The sequence below is a fragment of the Nonomuraea coxensis DSM 45129 genome (assembly GCF_019397265.1).
Taxonomy (GTDB): Bacteria; Actinomycetota; Actinomycetes; order Streptosporangiales; family Streptosporangiaceae; genus Nonomuraea; species Nonomuraea coxensis.
In genome coordinates this window covers 2,708,353-2,728,147 of record NZ_CP068985.1, presented here as the reverse complement: position 1 = coordinate 2,728,147, position 19,795 = coordinate 2,708,353, and the positions used below count along the sequence as shown (strand labels likewise).

16 protein-coding genes and 1 pseudogene are annotated in these 19,795 nt (G+C 73.8%); 12 read left to right on the top strand and 5 right to left on the bottom strand.

Annotated elements, in window-relative coordinates:
• Positions 1 to 24: 24 nt before the first annotated feature.
• From Nocox_RS12840 to Nocox_RS12810, 7 genes are read left to right on the top strand one after another with little or no spacing between them, the layout of a single operon-like run.
• Positions 25 to 1,311: a ketosynthase chain-length factor gene (locus tag Nocox_RS12840; RefSeq protein ID WP_020546128.1), complete on the top strand. Its 1,287-nt coding sequence runs from the start codon at positions 25 to 27 to the stop codon at positions 1,309 to 1,311.
• Entirely contained in the window at positions 1,308 to 1,568 is a 261-nt protein-coding gene (locus Nocox_RS12835) for an acyl carrier protein (RefSeq protein ID WP_020546127.1), read from the top strand. Before Nocox_RS12840 ends, Nocox_RS12835 begins: the two co-directional genes overlap by 4 nt.
• 2 nt (positions 1,569 to 1,570) lie before the next feature.
• Positions 1,571 to 2,026, top strand: coding sequence for an SRPBCC family protein (locus Nocox_RS12830; RefSeq protein ID WP_020546126.1), 456 nt, complete (start codon positions 1,571 to 1,573; stop codon positions 2,024 to 2,026).
• Between the two features lie 21 nt (positions 2,027 to 2,047).
• Entirely contained in the window at positions 2,048 to 2,509 is a 462-nt protein-coding gene (locus Nocox_RS12825) for an anthrone oxygenase family protein (RefSeq protein ID WP_020546125.1), read from the top strand.
• A gap of 34 nt (positions 2,510 to 2,543) precedes the next feature.
• Positions 2,544 to 3,296, top strand: a complete 753-nt coding sequence (locus tag Nocox_RS12820) for an SDR family NAD(P)-dependent oxidoreductase (protein WP_020546124.1) — start codon at positions 2,544 to 2,546, stop codon at positions 3,294 to 3,296.
• Positions 3,296 to 3,640, top strand: a complete 345-nt coding sequence (locus Nocox_RS12815; protein WP_020546123.1) for an antibiotic biosynthesis monooxygenase family protein — start codon at positions 3,296 to 3,298, stop codon at positions 3,638 to 3,640. The genes Nocox_RS12820 and Nocox_RS12815 overlap by 1 nt, the downstream gene beginning before the upstream one ends.
• Positions 3,637 to 3,939: an antibiotic biosynthesis monooxygenase family protein gene (locus tag Nocox_RS12810; protein WP_026214945.1), complete on the top strand. Its 303-nt coding sequence runs from the start codon at positions 3,637 to 3,639 to the stop codon at positions 3,937 to 3,939. The genes Nocox_RS12815 and Nocox_RS12810 overlap by 4 nt, the downstream gene beginning before the upstream one ends.
• A 72-nt stretch (positions 3,940 to 4,011) precedes the next feature.
• Here the strand turns inward: Nocox_RS12810 and Nocox_RS12805 are convergent.
• A pseudogene (locus Nocox_RS12805) lies at positions 4,012 to 5,207 on the bottom strand (RNA-guided endonuclease InsQ/TnpB family protein); the annotation flags it as partial.
• A 152-nt stretch (positions 5,208 to 5,359) separates the two neighbouring features.
• On the opposite strand from Nocox_RS12805, the gene accD reads away from it, so the two are divergent.
• Genes accD through Nocox_RS12785 form a run of 4 tightly spaced genes read left to right on the top strand, consistent with a single transcriptional unit; the run spans position 5,360 to position 10,273 of the window.
• Positions 5,360 to 7,045, top strand: coding sequence for an acetyl-CoA carboxylase, carboxyltransferase subunit beta (gene accD, locus Nocox_RS12800; protein WP_020546122.1), 1,686 nt, complete (start codon positions 5,360 to 5,362; stop codon positions 7,043 to 7,045).
• 26 nt (positions 7,046 to 7,071) lie between these two features.
• Entirely contained in the window at positions 7,072 to 7,599 is a 528-nt protein-coding gene (locus Nocox_RS12795; RefSeq protein WP_246649780.1) for an acetyl-CoA carboxylase biotin carboxyl carrier protein, read from the top strand.
• Complete coding sequence (locus Nocox_RS12790; protein ID WP_020546120.1) at positions 7,596 to 8,993, top strand: acetyl-CoA carboxylase biotin carboxylase subunit; 1,398 nt, start codon at positions 7,596 to 7,598, stop codon at positions 8,991 to 8,993. The genes Nocox_RS12795 and Nocox_RS12790 overlap by 4 nt, the downstream gene beginning before the upstream one ends.
• Before the next feature lie 23 nt (positions 8,994 to 9,016).
• Entirely contained in the window at positions 9,017 to 10,273 is a 1,257-nt protein-coding gene (locus Nocox_RS12785) for an FAD-dependent oxidoreductase (RefSeq protein WP_246649779.1), read from the top strand.
• A gap of 133 nt (positions 10,274 to 10,406) precedes the next feature.
• On the opposite strand, the gene Nocox_RS12780 is transcribed toward Nocox_RS12785, so the two are convergent.
• Positions 10,407 to 11,603 (bottom strand): cytochrome P450, encoded by a 1,197-nt coding sequence (locus Nocox_RS12780; RefSeq protein ID WP_020546118.1) that lies wholly within the window; start codon positions 11,601 to 11,603, stop codon positions 10,407 to 10,409.
• Positions 11,604 to 11,802: 199 nt separating this feature from the next.
• Here Nocox_RS12780 and Nocox_RS12775 point away from each other — a divergent pair, with 199 nt between their 5' ends.
• Positions 11,803 to 12,831 carry a methyltransferase gene (locus Nocox_RS12775; RefSeq protein WP_020546117.1) on the top strand — a complete coding sequence of 343 codons (1,029 nt, stop codon included), beginning with the start codon at positions 11,803 to 11,805 and terminating at the stop codon, positions 12,829 to 12,831.
• A 16-nt stretch (positions 12,832 to 12,847) separates the two neighbouring features.
• Here the strand turns inward: Nocox_RS12775 and asnB are convergent, their stop codons facing one another.
• The 3 genes from asnB to Nocox_RS12760 all read right to left on the bottom strand — a co-directional run bounded on the left by asnB (position 12,848) and on the right by Nocox_RS12760 (position 19,794).
• Entirely contained in the window at positions 12,848 to 14,707 is a 1,860-nt protein-coding gene (gene asnB / locus Nocox_RS12770) for an asparagine synthase (glutamine-hydrolyzing) (RefSeq protein WP_020546116.1), read from the bottom strand.
• Positions 14,708 to 14,768: 61 nt separating this feature from the next.
• On the bottom strand, positions 14,769 to 16,016 hold the full coding sequence (locus Nocox_RS12765) for an acyltransferase family protein (RefSeq protein ID WP_020546115.1): 1,248 nt from the start codon (positions 16,014 to 16,016) through the stop codon (positions 14,769 to 14,771).
• 79 nt (positions 16,017 to 16,095) lie between these two features.
• Positions 16,096 to 19,794, bottom strand: a complete 3,699-nt coding sequence (locus Nocox_RS12760) for a non-ribosomal peptide synthetase (protein WP_026214941.1) — start codon at positions 19,792 to 19,794, stop codon at positions 16,096 to 16,098.
• Position 19,795: the final 1 nt, after the last annotated feature.

The following is a 19,795-nucleotide window of genomic DNA, read 5'->3' as shown; positions in this document are numbered from 1 at the left end:
CGCCGACGACAGAAAGGGACATCGATGAGCACGTCTCGCGCCGCCGTCGAGGCCGTGGTGACCGGGATCGGCGTCGTGGCGCCGACCGGGATCGGCACCGAGGCGCACTGGCAGTCGGTCGTGGCGGGCAAGAGCGGCATCGGGCGGATCAGCCGCTTCGACCCGACGCCGTACCCGGTCCGGCTGGCCGGGCAGGTGCCGGGCTTCCTGGCGAGGGAGCAGGTGCCGAGCAGGCTGATCCCGCAGACGGACCACTGGACGCACATGGCGCTGGCGGCGGCGGCCGCCGCGCTGGAGGACGCGCGCGTGGACCCGGCCGGCTTCGACGACTACGACATGGCCGTGGTCACGGCGAGCTCGTCGGGCGGCACGGAGTTCGGCCAGCACGAGATGGAACGCCTGTACCTGAACGGCCCCTCGTGGGTCAGCGCCTACCAGTCGATCGCCTGGTTCTACGCGGCGACGACCGGCCAGGTGTCCATCAGGCACGGGATGCGCGGGCCGTGCGGCGTGATCTGCTCCGAGCAGGCCGGCGGGATCGACGCCTTCGGGCAGGCGCGGCGGCTGATCAGGCTCGGCTCGCGGCTCGTGGTCAGCGGGGGGACGGACGCGCCGCTGTGCCCGTACGGGCTGGTCGCCCAGCTCAGCAACGGGAGGTTGTCGCGGGTGGACGACCAGGCGCGGGCCTATCTGCCGTTCGACGCGCACGCCTCGGGTCACGTCCCGGGCGAGGGCGGGGCCATGCTGATCGTGGAGAGCGCGGAGAGCGCGAGCGCGCGGGGCGCCGGGGGCGGTTACGGGACGATCGCCGGGTACGCGGCCGGCTTCGACCCCCCGCCGGGATCGTCCCGGCCGCCGGTCCTGCGGCGCACGATGGAGCGCGCGCTGGAGGACGCCGGCTGCCCGCCGTCCGAGGTGGACGTCGTGTTCGCCGACGCGGCCGGCGTGGCCGAGGAGGACCTGGCCGAGGCGCGGGCGATCACGGAGGTGTTCGGCCCGCGCGGCGTGCCGGTGACCGCGCCGAAGACGCTGACGGGCCGGCTCTACGGGGGCGGCGCGTCGCTCGACATCGCCACCGCGCTGCTCGCCCTGCGGGACGGCCTGATCCCGTACACGGCGGGGCCGGACACCCTGGCCCCTGGCTGCGACATCGACCTGGTGACGGGCCGGCCCCGCGAGCTGCCCCTGCGCACGGCGCTGGTCCTGGCCCGCGGGTACGGCGGGTTCACCGCGGCGCTCGTGCTGCGGGCCCCGGACCCGGCGTCCCCGTCCCGGGCGGACCCCGGAGAAGACAAGGGAGGAACAGGATGAGCAGGATCACCCTCGCCGAGCTCACGGAGATCATGCGGACCAGTGTGGGAGTGGAGGAGGGGGTGGACCTCGACGGTGACATCGCCGAGATCGCCTTCGCCGAGCTGGGCTACGACTCCCTGGCGGTCCTGGAGCTGGTGTCGCAGGTGGAGCGCCGTTACGGCGTGTCGATACCGGACGAGGCGGTGCCCGAGATGCCGACCCCGGCGCGGGCCGTCGCCTTCATCAACGAGCGTCTCACGCTGGAGGGAGTCTAGGGATGGCGGCGCACACCGACAACGAGATCGTCATCAACGCGCCCATGGACCTGGTCTGGGACATGACCAACGACATCGAGTCCTGGCCGCGGCTGTTCAGCGAGTACTCCGCCGCGGAGATCATCGAGCGGCGCGGCGAGACGGTGGTGTTCCGTCTCGCGCTGCACCCCGACGCGGACGGCAAGGTGTGGAGCTGGGTCTCCGCGCGCACTCCCGACGCGGCGACGAGGACGGTCCGCTCGCAGCGGATCGAGACGGGGCCGTTCAAGTACATGTGGATCTACTGGGAGTACCTGCCGGTGGACGGCGGGGTCCGCATGCGCTGGGTGCAGGACTTCGAGATGAAGCCGCAGGCGCCCGTGGACGACGAGGCGATGCGGCGGCGCCTCGATCACAACACGCCGATCCAGATGCGGCTCATCAAGGAGAAGGTCGAGGCCGCGGCGCTGGTCGGCTGAGGCCCTGACGGGAGGTGCGAGGTGCTGGAGATCTTGGTGCCGGGGGTCCTGCTCGTCAACGGGCTCGCGGCGGGGGTGCTGATGGGCACGCAACTGGGTGGCTGGCCGCTGCTGCAGAGCCTGCCTCCGGAGCGGTATGTCCACGCCCATGGGTTCTTCTCCACCCGCTTTGACCCCTTCATGCCGATCTGCCTGATCGGTACGCTCGCCGGCGACGCGGCACTCGCCCTGCTCGCCGGACCGCCCGCCGCCACCGTCCTGTTCGCCGTGGCCGGCGCGCTCGCCCTCGGCACCGTGACGGTGTCCCTCGTCAAGAACGTCCCCGTCAACAGGTGGATCAGAGGGCTCGACCCGGACCACCTGCCGGAGGACTTCGCCGAACGCGACCCCCGCCGCCACTGGGGCGGCTGGAACCGGGCGCGAAGTGCGATGTCGGTCGCCGCCCTCGCGGTCAACTGTGTTGCTGTCGGCCTTCTGCTGTGACCCGAGCATCAGAAGGAGAACGTGGAGGAAGAGGATGGATCTCGGCCTGAACGGCAAGAAGGCGCTCGTCACCGGAGGAACCAGGGGAATCGGCAAGGGCATCGTGCTCGCCCTCGCCCGGCAGGGCGTGGACGTCATCACCTGCTACCGGCAGGACGGCGAGCAGGTCGCCGCGCTCGAACGCGAGCTCAAGGAGATCGGCGGGCAGCACCACGTGCTCCGGGCGGACCTGAGCGACGCCGAACAGACCGTCGCCCTGCTCGGCGAGTGCGCCAAGCGGTACGGCCGGCTCGACCTGGTCGTCAACAACGCCGCCGCGGTCAGCCACATCCCCTACGGCGAGCTGGAGCTGGAGGAGTGGCAGCGGGTCGTCAACACGAACCTGACGGCCGCGTACCTGGTGATCCGGCACGCGCTGCCGCTGCTCGACGCGGGCGGCTCGGTGATCAGCATCAGCTCCAAGACCGTGGAGATCGGCATCCCGCTGCTGGCCCACTACACCACCACCAAGGCCGCGCTGCACGGCCTGAACAGGACGCTCGCCCGCGAGCTGGGCGGCAGGGACATCCGGTGCAACGTGCTGTCCCTCGGCATGATCCACACCGAGGCCGTGGACGCCATGCCCGAGGAGCAGCGCGCCGCGATGCTCAAGCGCTACGAGGAGAAGACCGCGCTCGGCCGCTGGGGCCGGCCCGCCGACGTGGCGGGCGCGGTGCTGTGGCTCGCCAGCGACCTGGCCAGGTACGTCACCGGCGCGGTCATCGCGGTGGACGGAGGGATCGCCTGATGTTCCGCGTCATGCTCCGCATGGAGATCAAGCCGGGCATGGAGCACGACTTCGAGCAGGTCTGGCTGAAGATCGGCGACGCGGTCACCTCCCACCCCGCGTGCCTCGGGCAGTGGCTGAGCCGCTCCCGCGAGGACGGGGGCTACTACATCGTCAGCGACTGGGTGGACGAGCCGAGGTTCCGCGAGTTCGAGACCAGCGCCCGCCACCTGGAGCACCGCAGGCAGCTGCACCCCTACCGCAGCGGCGGCACGATGACCACGATGGAGGTCGTCGCCTACCTGCCCGGCGAGGCAGGGAGCGCCGGCGTGGTCAGTCACGACGACTGGGAGGCGGCGCGATGACCGGCGGCCTGCGCGTCCTGCTCTACCACAGGACCGACGACGTCGCCGCGATCGAGCAGGGCTACCACGTGGTGAGCCGCAGGCTGGCCGAGGTGCCGGGCATGGTGGGCAACGAGCTGCTGGGCTCGGTCCACCGGCCCGGCGAGTACGTGGTGGTGAGCTCCTGGCGGAGCCTCGCCGACTTCACCGAGTGGGAGCACGGCCCCGACCACCGGCGGCAGACCTCGCCGCTGAGGCCGTTCCGCGACACCACCATGAGCCGCCCCTTCGGCGTCTACCACGTGATGGGCACGTACTGACCCCAGGTCCGGCCGCGAGGACGGGAGGTGTGACCGTTGACATCCTCCCCTCGTGAACGAGGGGATTCCGACCGTCGCCGGTCGGCCTTCCTGCTTCACCGCCGGTCGCCCGCCCGAGAGGAGGACTCCCGTTGAGGTCTTACACCAGCTCCACAGGCGTTTCAGCTCTCCGCCAGCCCGGCGGCGAGCAGGTTTCTGGCCGCGTTCACCTCCCGGTCATGGACCGTGCCGCACGCACAGGCCCACGCACGGACGCTCAACGGCAGGTCGTTCCGCAGGGTCCCGCAGGCCGAGCACAGCTTGGAGGAGGGGAACCAGCGGTCCGCCACCACCAGGGTGCGGCCGTACCAGGTCGCCTTGTACTCCAGCATGCGCCGCAGCTCCCGCCAGCCGGCATCCGAGACGGCGCGGGCCAGCCTGCGGTTCCTGACCAGGTTGCGGACCGACAGGTCTTCCACGGCGATCACTTGATTGTCGCGAACCAGCCGTGTGGTGACCTTGTGCAGGTGGTCCCGTCTGCGGTCGGCGATTCGGGCGTACACCTTCGCCACGCGCAGCCGGGCCTTGGCCCGGTTCTTCGAACCTTTCTCCTTGCGAGCCAGCGCCCGCTGCGCCCTGGCCAGCCTGCGCCGCTCACGACGCTCATGACGCGGGTTGGCGATCTGCTCACCGGACGACAGCGTGAGCAGGGCGGTGAGGCCGGCGTCCACGCCGATCGATCGCTCGACCGGCGGCAAGGGCGCGATCTTCTCCTCGACCAGGAGGGACACGAACCACCGCCCGGCCGGGTCCCGGCTGATGGTAACCGTGGACGGCACGGCCCCCTCGGGCAGCGGACGCGACCACACGATGTCCAGCGGCGCGCCCATCTTGGCCAGGGTGAGCCGGCCGTCACGCCAGCGGAACCCGGAGCGGGTGTACTCCGCCGACGCCCGCGACCGCTTACGGGACTTGAACGTCGGGTACTTGGCCCGGCGGGCGAAGAAGTTCGCGAACGCCGCCTGCAGATGCCTGAGCGTCTGCTGCAACGGCACCGACGACACCTCGCGCAGAAACGCCAGCTCCGGCGTCTTCTTCCACGCGGTCAACGCAGCCGACGACTCCGCATAGGAGACACCCCGGCCCTCCACCGTGTAGGCGCGGGTCCGCTCCTCCAATGCCTTGTTGTAGACCAGGCGCACGCAACCGAACGTCCGGACCAGCTCGGCCGCCTGCTCGGGGGTCGGATGGAAGCGGTACTTGTAGGCCCGCTTCATGATCTGCGCCACCTTTCGATCCTAGGTGCGCGATCACTCGCGCATCGGCCCATCCCGAAAGACGGCGGTGGTCCGCCTGACGGCGTATCGCCTGCTCCTGCCCCGCTCCGCAGGAGTCCGATTCCTCCCCCGCCCGAAGGCGGGGGTCTCCTCGGAGGTAGCTGATGAACGGCGCCGAGTACTTCGGCAAGGCCGCTGTAGGGACGCGCGCGGAGGCGGAGTGGATCGTCTGCCGGAGCTGCAAGCTGCTGCTGTACGGCAAGCGGTTCACCCGCCACGCGAAGGTGTGCCCCGAGTGCGGCTGGCACAGCTCCCTGACCGCGACCGAACGGCTCGCCCTCCTGCTCGACCCCGGCTCGACCACCACCGTCCAGCCGGGGGCGTCGGTGCGCGACCCTCTCGGGTTCACGGACCTGAAGCCCTACGCGGGCAGGCTGGCGGCGGCGCGGCAGGCGACCGGGCTGGACGACGCCGTGCTGGTGGCGCACGGGACGGTCCACGACCGGCCGGTCGTGGTGGCCGCGATGGACTTCCGCTTCCTCGGGGGCAGCCTGGGCTCGGCGGCGGGCGAGGCCGTGGCGACCGCGGCGGAGACCGCGCTCGGCTGCGGCTCGCCGCTGCTGCTCGTCACCGCCTCCGGCGGCGCCCGCATGCAGGAGGGCGTGATCTCCCTGATGCAGATGGCGCGGACCAGCAACGCCATGGCCGCGATGGACGAGGCCGGCCTGCTCACCCTCACGCTGATCACCGATCCCACCTTCGGCGGGGTGTCCGCCTCGTTCGTCACGCTGGCCGACGTGCTCATCGCCGAGCCCGGCGCCCGGATGGGCTTCGCCGGGCCGCGGGTGATCGAGCAGACCGTCAGGCAGCGGCTGCCGGAGAGGTTCCAGACCGCGGAGTTCCTGCTGGAGCACGGCCTCGTCGACACCGTCCTGCCCCGCCCCGAGGTGCCGAGGACGGTGGCGAACCTGCTCGGCGTCGCCGACGCGCCCGACGAGCGGTGGGGCGCGGACGTCAGGGACCCGATGGTGCGCGACCCCGCGCGGCTGGCGGCGCCGCCGGTCGAGGAGACCGTGCGCCGGGCCCGCGAGCTCGGCCGGCCGACCACCCTGGACCACATCGCCGGCTGGCTGGACGACTTCGCCGAGCTGCGCGGTGACCGCAGCGGCGAGGACTGCCGGGCCCTGGTCGGCGGGCTCGCCAGGCTCGACGGCCTCCCGGTCATGGTGATCGGCCACCAGAAGGGGCACGACCTCGACGCGCTCGTCCACCACAACTTCGGCATGCCGTCACCGGCCGGCTACCGCAAGGCGGCCCGGCTGATGCGGCTGGCGGCGAAGCTGCGCGTCCCGGTGATCACGCTGATCGACACGCCGGGCGCGCACCCGGGCGTGGACGCCGAACGCGGCGGCCAGGCCCACGCTATCGCGGAGTGCCTGCGCGTGATGGGCTCGCTGCCGGTGCCGATCGTGGCCGTGGTCAACGGCGAGGGCGGCAGCGGCGGCGCGCTGGCGCTGGCCGTCGCCGACCGGGTCCTGATGTGCGAGAACGCGATCTACTCCGTGATCAGCCCGGAGGGTTGCGCGGCCATCCTGTGGCGCGACGCGGAACGGCGCGCGGAGGCGGCGGCGGCGCTGCGGCTCAACGCCCGGTCGATGCTGGAGCTGGGCGTGATCGACGGCGTCGTCCCGGAACCGGCCGGTGGGGCGCACAACCGGCCGGACCGGGCCGGCCGCCTGGTACATGACGCGGTGGTGTGCGCGCTGCGGGACCTGCGCCGGCTGCCCGGCGTCCAGCTGGTCTCCGCTCGCCGGGCCCGGTTCCGCCGGTTCGGCTCCCCAGCGGCGTGAAGACAGATCGAGGAGGCGTGGACGACGTGACCGAGACACGTGTCGAGAGTGCGGACGAGCAGCGGGCGGTGGAGCTCGGTTCGCTGGAGGCGGAGATGACCAGACTCGGCGCGGAAGGGGCGATGGAGATCCTCTGCCGCAGCCTCAGCGGGGTGGTCGGCCTGGCGCCGTTCCCGCCGGCACGGGCGAGCGCGCGGTTCGGGTGCGCCAGCATCGAGGTCGAATGGGCCTCCCCCGAGCCCGTGCCGGCCGCGCCGGCGGCCGTCGCGGCGGCAGCGGCGGTGGAGGAGCCCGAGGCGGAGGAGCGGCACGAGGTGCGCGCCCCGCTGGTCGGGACGTTCTACCGGGCGCAGGAGCCGGGGGCCAAGCCGTTCGTCGAGGTGGGCGACGCCGTCGTCGCCGGCCAGCAGGTGGGCATCGTCGAGGCGATGAAGCTGATGAACCCGGTCGTCGCCGAGGTGTCCGGCTGGGTGACCGACGTCGTCGCCGGCGACGGCGAGCGGGTCGAGTTCGGGCAGCCGCTGGTGTTCCTGCGGCCAGGCGGGCAGGAATGACGCAGGCAGGCGGCGCCGGCCCGCCCTTCGAGACGGTGCTGGTCGCCAACCGGGGCGAGATCGCGCTGCGCGTGGTGCGTACGTGCAGGGAGATGGGGATCCGCACGGTCGTCGTGCACTCCACCGCCGACCGCGACTCCGCGGCCGTGCGCCTGGCCGACGAGGCGGTGCAGATCGGGCCGCCGGCCCCGAGACAGAGCTACCTGTATCCGCCGGCCATCATCGAGGCCGCCGTGAGCACGGGCGCGCAGGCCGTGCACCCCGGCTACGGGTTCCTGTCCGAGAACCCGGACTTCGCGGAGATCTGCGCGCGCAACGGACTGACGTTCATCGGCCCGCCGCCCGAGGTGATGGCCCGGCTGGGCGACAAGGCGCTGGCCCGGCGGCTGATGGCGGACGCCGGGCTGCCGGTGCTGCCCGGCACCCGCGACCCGGTGAGCACCGTCGCCGAGCTGGTCCCCGCGGCCAGGCGGATCGGCCTGCCGCTGATCGTCAAGGCGTCGGCGGGCGGCGGCGGGCGCGGGATGGCCGTGGTCAGGACGTGGGAGGAGCTGGTCCCGGTGTTCCGCGCGATGCGGGCCACCGCCCGCTCGGTGTTCGGCGACCCCGGGGTCTACCTGGAGCGGTTCTGGGAGCGGGCCAAGCACGTCGAGGTCCAGGTGCTCGCCGACGAGCACGGCGCCGTCCTGCACCTCGGCGAGCGGGACTGCTCGGTGCAGCGCCGCCACCAGAAGCTGGTCGAGGAGACCCCGGCGCCGCGGCTGGCCGAGGGGATGGCCCGGCGGCTGGCCGAGTACGCCGTGGCCGGGGCGAAGTCCGTCGGCTACACCGGGGCGGGCACGTTCGAGTTCCTGGTCGACGGGGAGGAGGCCGCGTTCATCGAGGTGAACTCGCGGCTGCAGGTCGAGCATCCGGTGACGGAGATGGTGACCGGCATCGACCTGGTACGGGAGCAGATCAGGGTCGCGGCCGGCCTGCCGCTCCCGGTCGGGCAGGAGGAGGTGCGCCCGCGCGGCGTCGCGCTGGAGTGCCGGGTCAACGCCGAGGATCCGGAGCGGCGGTTCGCGCCGTGTCCGGGCGAGCTGACCGAGTTCGTGCCGCCGGGCGGCCCCTTCGTGCGGGTGGACACGCACGGCTACCCCGGCTGGCGGATCTCGCCCGACTACGACTCGCTGCTGGCGAAGGTCGTGGTGTGGGCGCCGGAACGGGAGCAGGCGCTCGCCCGGATGGAGCGCGCGCTGGCCGAGTTCCGCATCCGCGGCGAGGGCGTGCGCACGACGCGGGACCTGCTCCGGGGCGTCATGGGGCACCCGGTGTTCCGCGCCGGCACGCACACCACGTCGTTGCTGGACGGGACGGACGAGCCGGACGGCGACACCGCGCCGGCCGGTTGACGACGATCGCCAAGGAGGCGGGCATGAAGGCGGACATGGACGGGCGGGCGACACCGCGGGACCTCCGGGTCCTCGTGATCGGCGGCGGCATCGGCGGGCTCTGCCTCGCCCAGGGACTGCGCCGGGCGGGGGTGGACGTGCGGGTGTACGAGAGGGACGCCGCGGTCCACCGCCGCAACCAGGGCTACCGCCTGCACATCAGCCCGGAGGGCGAGCAGGCCCTGCGCGAGTGCCTGCCGCCCGAGGCGGCCGCGCTGCTGACGGCGACGGCGAACTCCCGCTACGGGTACGGCATGGCCGTCTACGACGAGCGCCTCGCCGAGCAGTGGTCGCCGCGGTTCACCGACCCGAGGGCGGACGACCCGGACAAGGTGGACGCGGTGGACCGGGTGACCCTGCGCTACGTGCTGCTCGCCGGGCTCGACGGCATCGTCTCCTTCGGCAAGCAGTTCACCGGGTACGAGCTGACGGCGGACGGCGAGGTCACCGCCCGCTTCGCCGACGGGACGAGCGCCACCGGCTCCGTGCTGGTCGCCGCCGACGGCGTCAACTCGACCGTACGGGCCCAGTGCCGCCCCGCGGACCGGCCGCGCGACCTCGGCATCCGCACGATCTTCGGCCGGATCCCGATGGCGGACGCCGTCCGCGACGGCCTCCCCGGGACGCTGCAGGACCGGTTCACGTGGATCATGGGCACCGACGGCCACAAGCTGGGGCTGATGCCGATGGTCTTCCGCGTCCCGCCGGAGGAGGCGGTGGCGCGGCTGTGGCCCGGCCTGGTCATCGAGGAGTCCGAGGACTACTTCATGTCGGTGTTCTCCATGCACCGCTCGCTGCTGGGCATGCCGGACGAGGAGCTGTTCGCGATGGACGGCGCCCGGCTCTGGGAGCTGGTGCGCGAGCGCACCGCCCGCTGGGACCCGCACCTCCGCAGGATCCTGGCCGCCGCGAGCACCGACGCGACGTTCGCGGTGGCCGTGCGCGCGACGCGGCCGATCGAGCCGTGGGAGCCGGGGCCGGTCATCCCGCTGGGCGACGCCGTGCACGCGATGCCGCCGTCCGGCGGGGTGGGGGCGAACACGGCCGTCCGCGACGCCGCCGTCCTGTGCCGGGCGCTGGTCGCGGTGGAGCGCGGCGCGGTGTCGCTGGAGGCGGCGGCGGCCTCCTACCAGGGGGAGATGCTGAAGTACGCGACGGAGGCGCTGAACACGTCGCTGGAGGTCGCCAGGTGGTCGCTCGGCCGCAACGACCTCGACGACCTCGACGACCTCGACGGGTGAACGGCCCGGCGGGCCGGCGTCGCCGGCCCGCCGGGAGGCGCCGCGGTCGCCCTGAGGTCGCCGTGAGGTCGCCGTGAGGTCGCCGTGAGGTCGCCGTGAGGTCGCCGTGAGGTCGCCGCTCGCCAGGCGCCGCTCACCAGGTCAGCGGCAGCTCCGCCGGCCGGGAGAACGCCGTGCCCCGGTTCCACCGCAGGCCGGACTCGGGGACGGCGAGCCGGAGTCCGGGCAGGTCCCGCAGCAGGGAGCCGAGGGCGATCTCCAGTTCGAGCCGGCCGAGCTGCGCGCCGAGGCAGTGGTGGATGCCGTGCCCGAAGGACAGGTGGGGGTTGGGCCTGCGGTCCAGCCGGAGCCCGTCGGCGTCGTCGAAGACCGTCTCGTCCCGGTTCGCCGAGTTGATCATGGGGAGGACGGCCTCCCCCGCGCGGATCAGCACGCCGTCGAGCCGTACGTCCTCCGTCGCGATGCGCAGCGCGCCGATGCCGCCGCCGGCCTGCGACCTGCGCAGCAGCTCGTCCACCGCGGCGAGGGGCGGCCGGTCTCCGCTGCGCAGCAGGCGCAGCTCGTCCTCCTCGCGCAGCAGGGTGAGCACCGCGTGCGCGATGCTCGCGGTGGTCGCGTGGTAGCCGGCCCCGAGGAGGGTGTAGCCGAAGGCGAGCAGCTCCTCCTGGGACAGCCGGTCGCCCTCGTCCCGCGCCTCGATCAGCACGGTCAGCACGTCGTCGGCCGGCTCCCTGCGCTTGGCCTCGATGAGCGCGGTGAGGTAGTCGTTCAGCCGTTCCCGCGCCTGCCTGACCTGGTCCTGCATCGAGCGGTCGAAGCTCAGCATGAGGTCCGTCCACTGCCGGAAGCGGCCGACGTCGGCGTAGGGGACGCCGAGCAGCTCGCAGATGACGGTGATCGGCAGCGGCTGGGCCAGGCCGCTCATCAGGTCGGCCGGCGGCCCGCCCTTCACCATCGCGCCGAGCAGGTCGTCGGTGATCTGCTGGATGCGGGGGCGCAGCGCCTCGACCCGCCGCCCGGTGAACGCCTTGGACACGAGCCGGCGCAGCCGGGTGTGCTCGGGCGGGTCCATCACGAAGATCGACTTGGAGCCCTCCGCGATGGGCAGCACGCGGGGCGCCCCCGGCGCGGTGATCGCCTCCCTGCTGAAGCGGGCGTCGTCGGCGAGCACCTGGCGGACGCTCTCGTACCGGCTCACGAGCCAGGCCAGGTCGCCCGAGGGCAGGCGCACCCGGGCCACGGGCTGGTCGCGTCTCAGCTCGGCGTACTCCTGGGGCGGCTCCAGCGGGTCCGCCGGGGTGAACGGGAACGAACGCGCGGCATCGTCCATCGCCGGGGCCCTCCGTGTCGTCGCGGGTCGGTGCGCGGGGTGTGATGTCTCCAGCGTGACCGGGGCCGGTCGAGGGCGCGTCGAATCCGCCTGGAGCGCAGCCCCGCCCGCCGCGCCCCCAGCGGGGCTCCAGCGCTCCACCAGATCCCGGGGGGATCCTGCGGCTGACCGCGAACCCGGCCGTGAAGGAGTGCCGCCCATGAACGCCGTACCCCCGGAGCTCGAACTGGTCCAGAGGATGGGCGAGCTGCGGCCGCACGAGTGGAGCACCGGGCTGATCCTGCGCGGCGCCGCGCTGCTGGGCCTGGCCGACCACCTGGGCGGCGGCCCGCGCACCGCCGCCGAGCTCGCCGAGGCGACCGGGACGCACGCGCCGAGCCTGGCCCGGTTCCTGCGGGCCTGCGTCGTGACCGGGATCGTGACGCCCGCGGGGCCGGACGGGTACGCGCTCACGGAGCTCGGCCGGGTGCTGCGCTCCGGCGGGCCCTCGCTGCGCGGTTTCGTCATCGCGGTCAACGGCCCGGGGCTCATGCGGCCGTGGGAACGGATCGAGCAGACGCTGCGCACCGGGCGGCCCTCCGCCACGGACACGCTGGGCTCGGACCTGTGGGGGTACTACGCGCGGCATCCGGACGAGGCCCGCCACTACGCGGAGAGCCTGGTCCCGGTGTGCGGGCTCGCCGCGGCGGTGCTCACCTCCGTCCTCGACCTGAGCGGCGCCAGGACGGTCGTGGACGTGGGCGGCTGCCCGGGAACGCTGCTCGCCGCGGTCCTGGCGGCCGCCCCTCGGGCGCGGGGCGTGCTGCTCGACCTGCCCGCGATGCTCCCGCACGTCAAGGAGATCGTCGCCGGGCACCCCGCCGCGGACCGCATGGCCCTCACCGGCGGCGACTTCCTGGAGTCGGTGCCCGCCGGCGGGGACCTCTACCTGCTCAAGCACGTCCTGAGCGACCTGGACGAGGCCGGCGCGCGCACCGTCGCCGGCAACTGCCTCGCCGCCGCCGCGCCCGGCTCGCGGCTGCTCGTCATCGACTGGGTGACGACCGGGAAGCCGTCGTTCGCGCACGTCACCGACATCGACGCGATGGTCACCTTCGGGGGCCGGATCCGGTCCGAGGACGAGCTGACCGGCCTGCTGCGCGAGGCCGGCTTCCGGGACGTCCGGCGGCTCGCCGTGCCCGGCCAGGAGGACGACCCCCTCGCCTTCGTCGAGGCGATCCGCCCCTGACCGGGCCCGGCCGCGCTCACAGCTCCAGGCTCACGCCGTAGTGCTTGAGCCAGGAGTTGAACTGCAGCGCCATCTCCACGTTCATCCGGCTCGGCCAGTCCTGCGCCACGTCCTTCGGGTGCCTGAGCACCTCGTCGGCGGCGGACCGGTCGAGCAGCGGCAGGACCGGCGCGTTCGGGTCGGCCAGCAGGTCGGCCAGCTCCTGGTGCAGCGCCCGCGTGTAGGCGGGGTCCTGCGTCACCGGGTAGGGGCTCTTGCGGCGGTCCAGGACGGAGGGCGGCAGGAGGTCCTTCACGGCTGCGCGCAGCAGGCTCTTCTCCCGCCCGTCGAAGGTCTTGAACGCCCAGGGCACGTTGTAGACGTACTCGACGAGCCGGTGGTCGCAGAACGGGACCCGGGTCTCCAGCCCGGACGTCATCGCCAGCCGGTCGCTGCGGTCCAGCAGCATGGGCAGCCAGCGCGCCAGCTTGACGTAGCAGACCGAGCGCATCAGGTGCTCCCGCTCGTCCTCGCCCTCCTGGTGCGGGGCCTCCGCGAGCGCCTGGTGGTAGTTGTCGGCGTAGTACCGGTCCATGTCCAGCTTCTGCAGGAAGCTCCGGTCGAACAGGCCGCGGCCCTGCCCGTTGGCGCAGCCCGGCTGCCGCTTCTCGTTCGCCACCCAGGGGAAGGTGCCGGAGCGGACGAGCTCGTCGTCGTGCACCCAGCGGAAGCCGCCGAAGATCTCGTCGGCGGTCTCCCCCGTCAGCGCCACCGTCGAGTGCTGCCGGATGGCGCGCAGCATCAGGTAGAACGAGGTGTCCATGTCCCCGACCGTGGTGGGCATGTCCTGCGCCGTCATGGCGGCCTTGCGGGCCTCCGGGTCGGTCAGGGCGGCGGTGTCCAGCACGATGTCGGTGTGGTCGGCGTCCACGTGGCGGGCGAGCTCGGCCGCGTACGGCGCGTCCGCGGTGTCCCTGGTGTCGTCGGGGCGGAAGTTCTCGCTGTAGCCGACGTACGTGGTCGTGACGCTGCGCACCCGCTCCCCGTTGACCTTGCGCTGCCAGCGGGCGGCGAGCGCGGTGACCGCGCTGGAGTCGAGGCCGCCGGACAGCGTCGTGCACAGGGGCACGTCGGACACCAGCTCGCGCAGGACGATGTCCTCCAGCAGGGACCGGACGTGGTCGACGGTGCCGTCCAGGTCCTCGGTGTGGGGCCGCGCGCTCAGCGCCCAGTAGCGCCGCTCGACGACCTTGCCGGGCCGTACGGTCAGGGTGTGGCCGGGCCGCACCTCCCGCTGGTCGCGGAAGACCGTCTGCCCCGGCTGCTTGGCGGTGGAGAAGACCTCGCGCAGGCCGTCGAGGTCGACGGCGGTGCCGGTCTCCGGGTGCGCCAGCAGCGCCTTCGGCTCGGAGGCGAACAGCACGCCGCCGGGGCGCAGGCTGTAGAACAGCGGCTTGATGCCGAACCGGTCGCGGACGAGCAGCAGGCTCTGGTCGCGCACGTCCCAGACGCCGAAGGAGAACATGCCCTCCAGGCGCGTGGCGCAGTCGGCGCCCCATTCGAGGTAGGAGCGCAGGACGACCTCCGTGTCGCTCCTGGTGCGGAAGCGGTGGCCGCGCTGCTCCAGCTCGTTGCGCAGCTCGCGGAAGTTGTAGACCTCGCCGCTGTAGGTGATCACCGCGATCGTGCGGCCGTCCTCCTCGGCCGTCATGGGCTGGACGCCGCCCGTGAGGTCGATGACCGATGTCCTGGTGTGCCCCAGCGCCGCGTGCCCGGCGCACCAGACGCCTCTGGCATCGGGACCACGAGGTGTCAGGGTGTCGGTCATCGCGTCGATCGTCCGGTGCTCCCCGGACAGATCGCGTGCGAAGTCCACCCAACCGGCGATGCCGCACATACGGGCCTCCATCTGGTTGTCCGACTACCGTCGAGCCTGCTGGGACCGGCTCGAACCCGCCTCAACGGCGGATCGAGCCCTCCTGGCCCGGCCGGCGCAGGCCGAACAGGAAGGCGGTCAGGCGGGTGCGGCGCACCAGGACGTCGTACGCGGCCACGGTGAGCGCGAGCGACAGCACGACGATGACCAGGTACTCCACCAGGGCCGGAGCGTCCCACCCGACGACGAGGAAGGCCACGGCCACGACGATCGGCTGGTGCAGGACGTACAGGGGCAGGGCGGCGGGGGCCAGGTAGCCGTAGAGGCGGCCGAGCGGCCGGTCCGGGGCGACGGCGCGGCCGAGGGCGGGCGGCGTACGGCCGAGCATGCGCAGGATCACGACCACCAGGCACCATCCCGCCAGGCCGTAGAGCGCGCGCACCCCGGCCGCCAGGGGCGTCAGGCCGGTGAACGCGTCCGCGCCCGGCTCCGTCAGGGCGGCGAACCCCGGCACGCTCGCGGCCAGCAGCGCGATCCCCGCCACGGCCGCGGGCACCGCGTCACGGCGGATCGCGGCGGGGAAGGTGCCGTGGGTGACGAGCAGGAACCCGTACAGGAAGAACACCGCGTAGGCCCAGCGGTTCCAGCCGCCCATCGTCTCCTCCAGCCCGGCCGCGGCGGCGGTCGCCGCGACCGGGAGGCCGAACAGCAGCGTCCCGCCCGGCAGGGCGGCCACCCGCGCGGGAGCGGCGCGCAGCCGCCGGGCGAGGCCCCGGGGCAGCCGGCGCACCAGGGGGGCGAGCAGCAGGGAGAAGCACAGCAGCAGCACGAGGAACCACAGGTGCCCGGTCTCGAAGTACGTGCCCCGCAGGACGAACGGGAAGTCCGCCGGCGCCGGCCGCACGGCGAAGAACCTCGGCAGGAACGCCAGGTAGGACTCGTGGTGGCCGGGCTCGGTCCGTAACCGTAACCACTGCGGGATCGGCGCGACGGTCACCATCGCCACGACGAACGGCACGCCCAGCCGCCGCAGCCGCTCGGCCGCGAACCCGCCCGGCCCCCGGCGGCGAATCGAGTGCCACGCCCCGAACCCCGCGATGAGGAAGAGCAGGGGCATCGCCCAGACGACGCAGACGGCGGCGACGAGACCGGTGACGAGGAAGGGCGCGTCGCCGGTCCCGGCGTTCGTGACGTAGAAGCCGTCACGCGAGCCGAAGACCAGCGACGTGTGGAAGAACACCAGGCCCACGACCACGACCAGGCGCATGACGTCGAACTCGGGGCGCCGTTCCCGCGCCAGGTCACGAGGCGCCCCGATGCCGGTCGTCATGCCTGCGCCTCCCCTGTGGGCCGTGGCCGGTCCGAGGGGGACGGCCGTCAGGCGGCCGCCGGCTGCTCCCCTCTCTCCTTCACTCTGCCCCCTGTGACGCGATTGTCTTCTTCATCACCTCGGCCAGGTCGTCGGCGACGGCGCGGACGTGGGGCGGCCGGAGCACGGACAGGTGGCCGCCCGCGCAGGCGCGCGGGTCGAGCCGGGCCGCGTACGGCCGCCAGCACTCGGCGAGCGGCGCCGGCCAGGCCGACTCCCGCGCCTGGTACAGCAGCACGGGAGCGGCGACCGGCCGCGGCCGGTACGTCAGCAGGGCCTGGGTGTGCGCGGCCAGGACGCGCACCCGCGCCTCGAACTCCTCCCGCGCCAGCGACAGCATGACCTCGGGCAGGTTGAGCTCCCGCATGAGCGCGCGGGCGCGGGGCGAGCCCGCCAGGTCCGGCAGCGCTCCGGCGGCGGCGACCAGCGACGACAGCTCGCCGATCCGGTCCCGGTCGCGTTCCACCATGTCCTTGACGGGGCCGACGGGCAGGGCCGCGTCCACGGCGGTCAGCAGCGCGACCTCCGCGCCCTGCCGCTCGGCGAGCTCGGCGACCGCCAGGGCGATCGCCCCGCCGAGCGAGTAGCCGGTCAGGAAGTACGGCCCGGACGGCTGCATGCCGCGGATCGCGCCCCAGTACGTCTCGGCCATCTCCGCCAGGTCGCGCCCGGGGGCCAGCCCGAGCCGGATGGCGCCCGACTCGATCCCGACCAGGCGGGCCACCGGCGAGAGGATCTCCGCGAGGTCGGTGTAGGCGCTGACGTTGCCGCCGATCTCGTGGAGGCAGAACATCATCGGGCCGGCGGGGCTGTCCCCGTTGAGTATCGCCATGGACACCCGGCCCCGGTCGCCGCCCTGCCACACCTGGAAGCGCCAGCCTGAGCCGCCGCCCGCGGTCCTCGCCCGCCCGCCGCCCGACACCCGCGCGGCCATCTCGGCCAGGGTCTCCGACTCGAACACCACCCGCGAGCTGAGCCGGATGCCGTGCTCCCTCGCCCTGGTGATGAGGGCGATGCTGAGGACGGAGTCGCCGCCGAGGTCGAAGAAGCCGTCGTGGACGCCGACCCGGTCCAGCCCGAGCAGCTCCGCCCAGACCCTGGCGAGGGTCTCCTCGACGGGCGTGCGCGGCGGCACGAACTCCGTCTCCAGCCGCGGCCGCTCGCCGCCGGGGGCCGGCAGCGCCGCCCGGTCGATCTTCCCGTTGCCCGTCAGGGGCAGCTCGTCCATCCGGACGAAGCCGCTCGGCACCATGTAGCCGGGCAGCGTCCGCCCGCACCACTCCCGCAGCTCGGCCGCGGCCGGCTCCGCGCCGTCGCCGGGGGCCCAGTAGGCGAACAGCCGCGTGTCGCCCGGCGTGACCTCGCGGGCCACCACCGCGCACGAGGCCACCGCCGGGTGCCCGGCGAGCGCCGACTCGACCTCGCCCGGCTCGATGCGGTGGCCGCGGATCTTCACCTGGTGGTCGATCCGGCCGGCGAACTCCAGCGACCCGTCGGGCAGCCACCGGACCAGGTCGCCCGTCCGGTACAGCCGCCGCTCCACGCCGCCGACGGTCCTGACGACGAACCTCCCGGCGGTCAGCTCGGGCCGGTTCACGTAGCCGCGGGCGACGCCGGCGCCGCCGATCCACAGCTCGCCCACGACGCCCACGGGGACCGGCCGCTCCCGCGCGTCGACCACGAACACCTCCGTGTTCGCGATCGGCCGGCCGATCGGGATCCTCTCGGCGGGCCGGCGGATGGTCGCGGTGGTGGCCGTCACGGTGGTCTCGCTGGGGCCGTAGACGTTGAACAGCGGCACGTCCGACACCTCGAACCAGCGCCGGACCTGCGCGGGAAGCACCTGCTCGCCGCCGAGGGAGACCAGTCTCAGGCTGGGGCCGAGCCGCCCGTCGATGCCGAGCTTGTCCACCAGCAGCCCCCACACGGAGGGCGGCAGCTCGCACACGGTCACCTCGTGCTCGCCGATCGCGTCGAGCAGCCACTGCAGGTCCCACCGCCCCTGCCGGACGACCAGCCGCGCGCCGGCCGCGAGCGTGGGGAAGATCTGGCCGATCGAGCCGTCGAAGGCGATCGAGGCGAACTGCAGGAAGGTGTCGCCGGGGGTGAGCGCGTAGCGGTCGCGCAGCTCCACGACGCGGGCGGTCAGCGACCGGTGCTCGACCTGGACGCCCTTCGGCCGCCCGGTGGAGCCGGAGGTGTAGACGACGTACGCCAGGTCGTCCGGGCCCGCGCCGCCGGCGGGCGCCGTGACGGGGTGCCGGGCGATCGCGTCCCGGTCGGCGTCCAGGCGCACCACGGCGGCGGCGCCGGCGGCCCTGAGCCGGTCGTCCAGGTCCCGCTCCGACACGACCACGGACATGCCCGCGTCGCGGATCATGAACGCCAGCCGCTCCGGCGGATGGTCCGGGTCCAGCGGCACGTACGCGCCGCCCGCCTTCATGACGCCGAGCAGCGCGACGATCATCGGCGCGCCGCGCCCGACGCAGATCCCGACCGGGACCTCCGGGCCCACGCCGTGCCCGCGCAGGTGGTGCGCGAGCTGGTTCGCCCGCTCGTCGAGCTCCCGGTACGTCACCCGCTCCGGCCCCGCGACCACCGCGACCGCGTCCGGGCGCTCCCGCGCCCGCTCGGCCACCAGCTCGTGCGCGCCCCGCCCGGCCGGGTACGGCGCCGCCGTCCTGTTCCAGTCCACGACGATCCGGCGCCGTTCCGCCTCGGTCAGCAGCTCCAGCTCGCTCACGCGGGCGTCGGGATCGGCGGCCATCCCGGCCAGCACCTGCCGGAGATGGCCGGCCAGCCGGTCGATCGTCTCCGCCTCGAACAGGTCGGCCGAGTACTCGAGGCGCGCGGTGAGCGACCCCGCCGCCTCCTGGGCGAACAGCCCCAGCTCGGACGGGGTGACGGTGGTCCACGCCGACGCCGACGCGACCTCGGTCCCTGCCGCCCGCCAGGCGAGGGCGGGCTCCTCCTCGAACGCGTACCGCACCGGCGGCGGCCCGGCGACCGTCGCGGCGTCCAGGAGGCCGCGCCCGGTGCGCGCCAGCGCCTCCCGCACGGTCGGGTCGCCGGACAGGTCGCCGCGGAACAGCCGGGTGTCGGCGGGGGAACCGTCGGCGACCGGCAGGCCCACCGGGACGTCGTCCCTGCCGGTGTACCGGCTGAGCACGATCTGGAAGGCCGCCAGCAGGATCGCGGCCACCGGCACGTCGAGGCGCGCGCCCAGCGCCCGCGCCGCCTCCGCGTCCAGCGCGAACTCCCGCGCCGCGCCCCGGCCGGAGAGCTCCGGAGGGCGGACGTGGTCGACCGGCAGCGGCAGCGCGGGCGGCCCGCCCGCCGGTCCGCCCCGTGGGGCCGCCTCCGCCCGGCGCGGCGCGGGAACGGCCGGCCGGCCGCGCGCCGCGGCCGCGTACAGCCGCGGGAGCTGCCGGTTGAGGCAGGTGAGCAGCCACGCGCCGGTCGCCAGGGGGTTCGTGGCCACGACGAGGACGTCGGCCGCCGGCCGCCGGATCAGCGTGGCCCGCACCGCCGAGCGGGTGGTGAACCCCGCCCGCCGCTCCTGGCCGAGCACCTCGTCCACGGCTCCGGCGCCGTCCGTCTCCAGCACGCGCAGCTCGCAGTCGTCCATCGCCGCCTCGTGGACCCACAGCCGGGCCGCCGCGGCCCGCAGCGCCGCCCGCAGCGCCTCCACGTCGAGCCGTCCACGGAACCGGAGGACGACTCCCGCACCGCCTTCCATG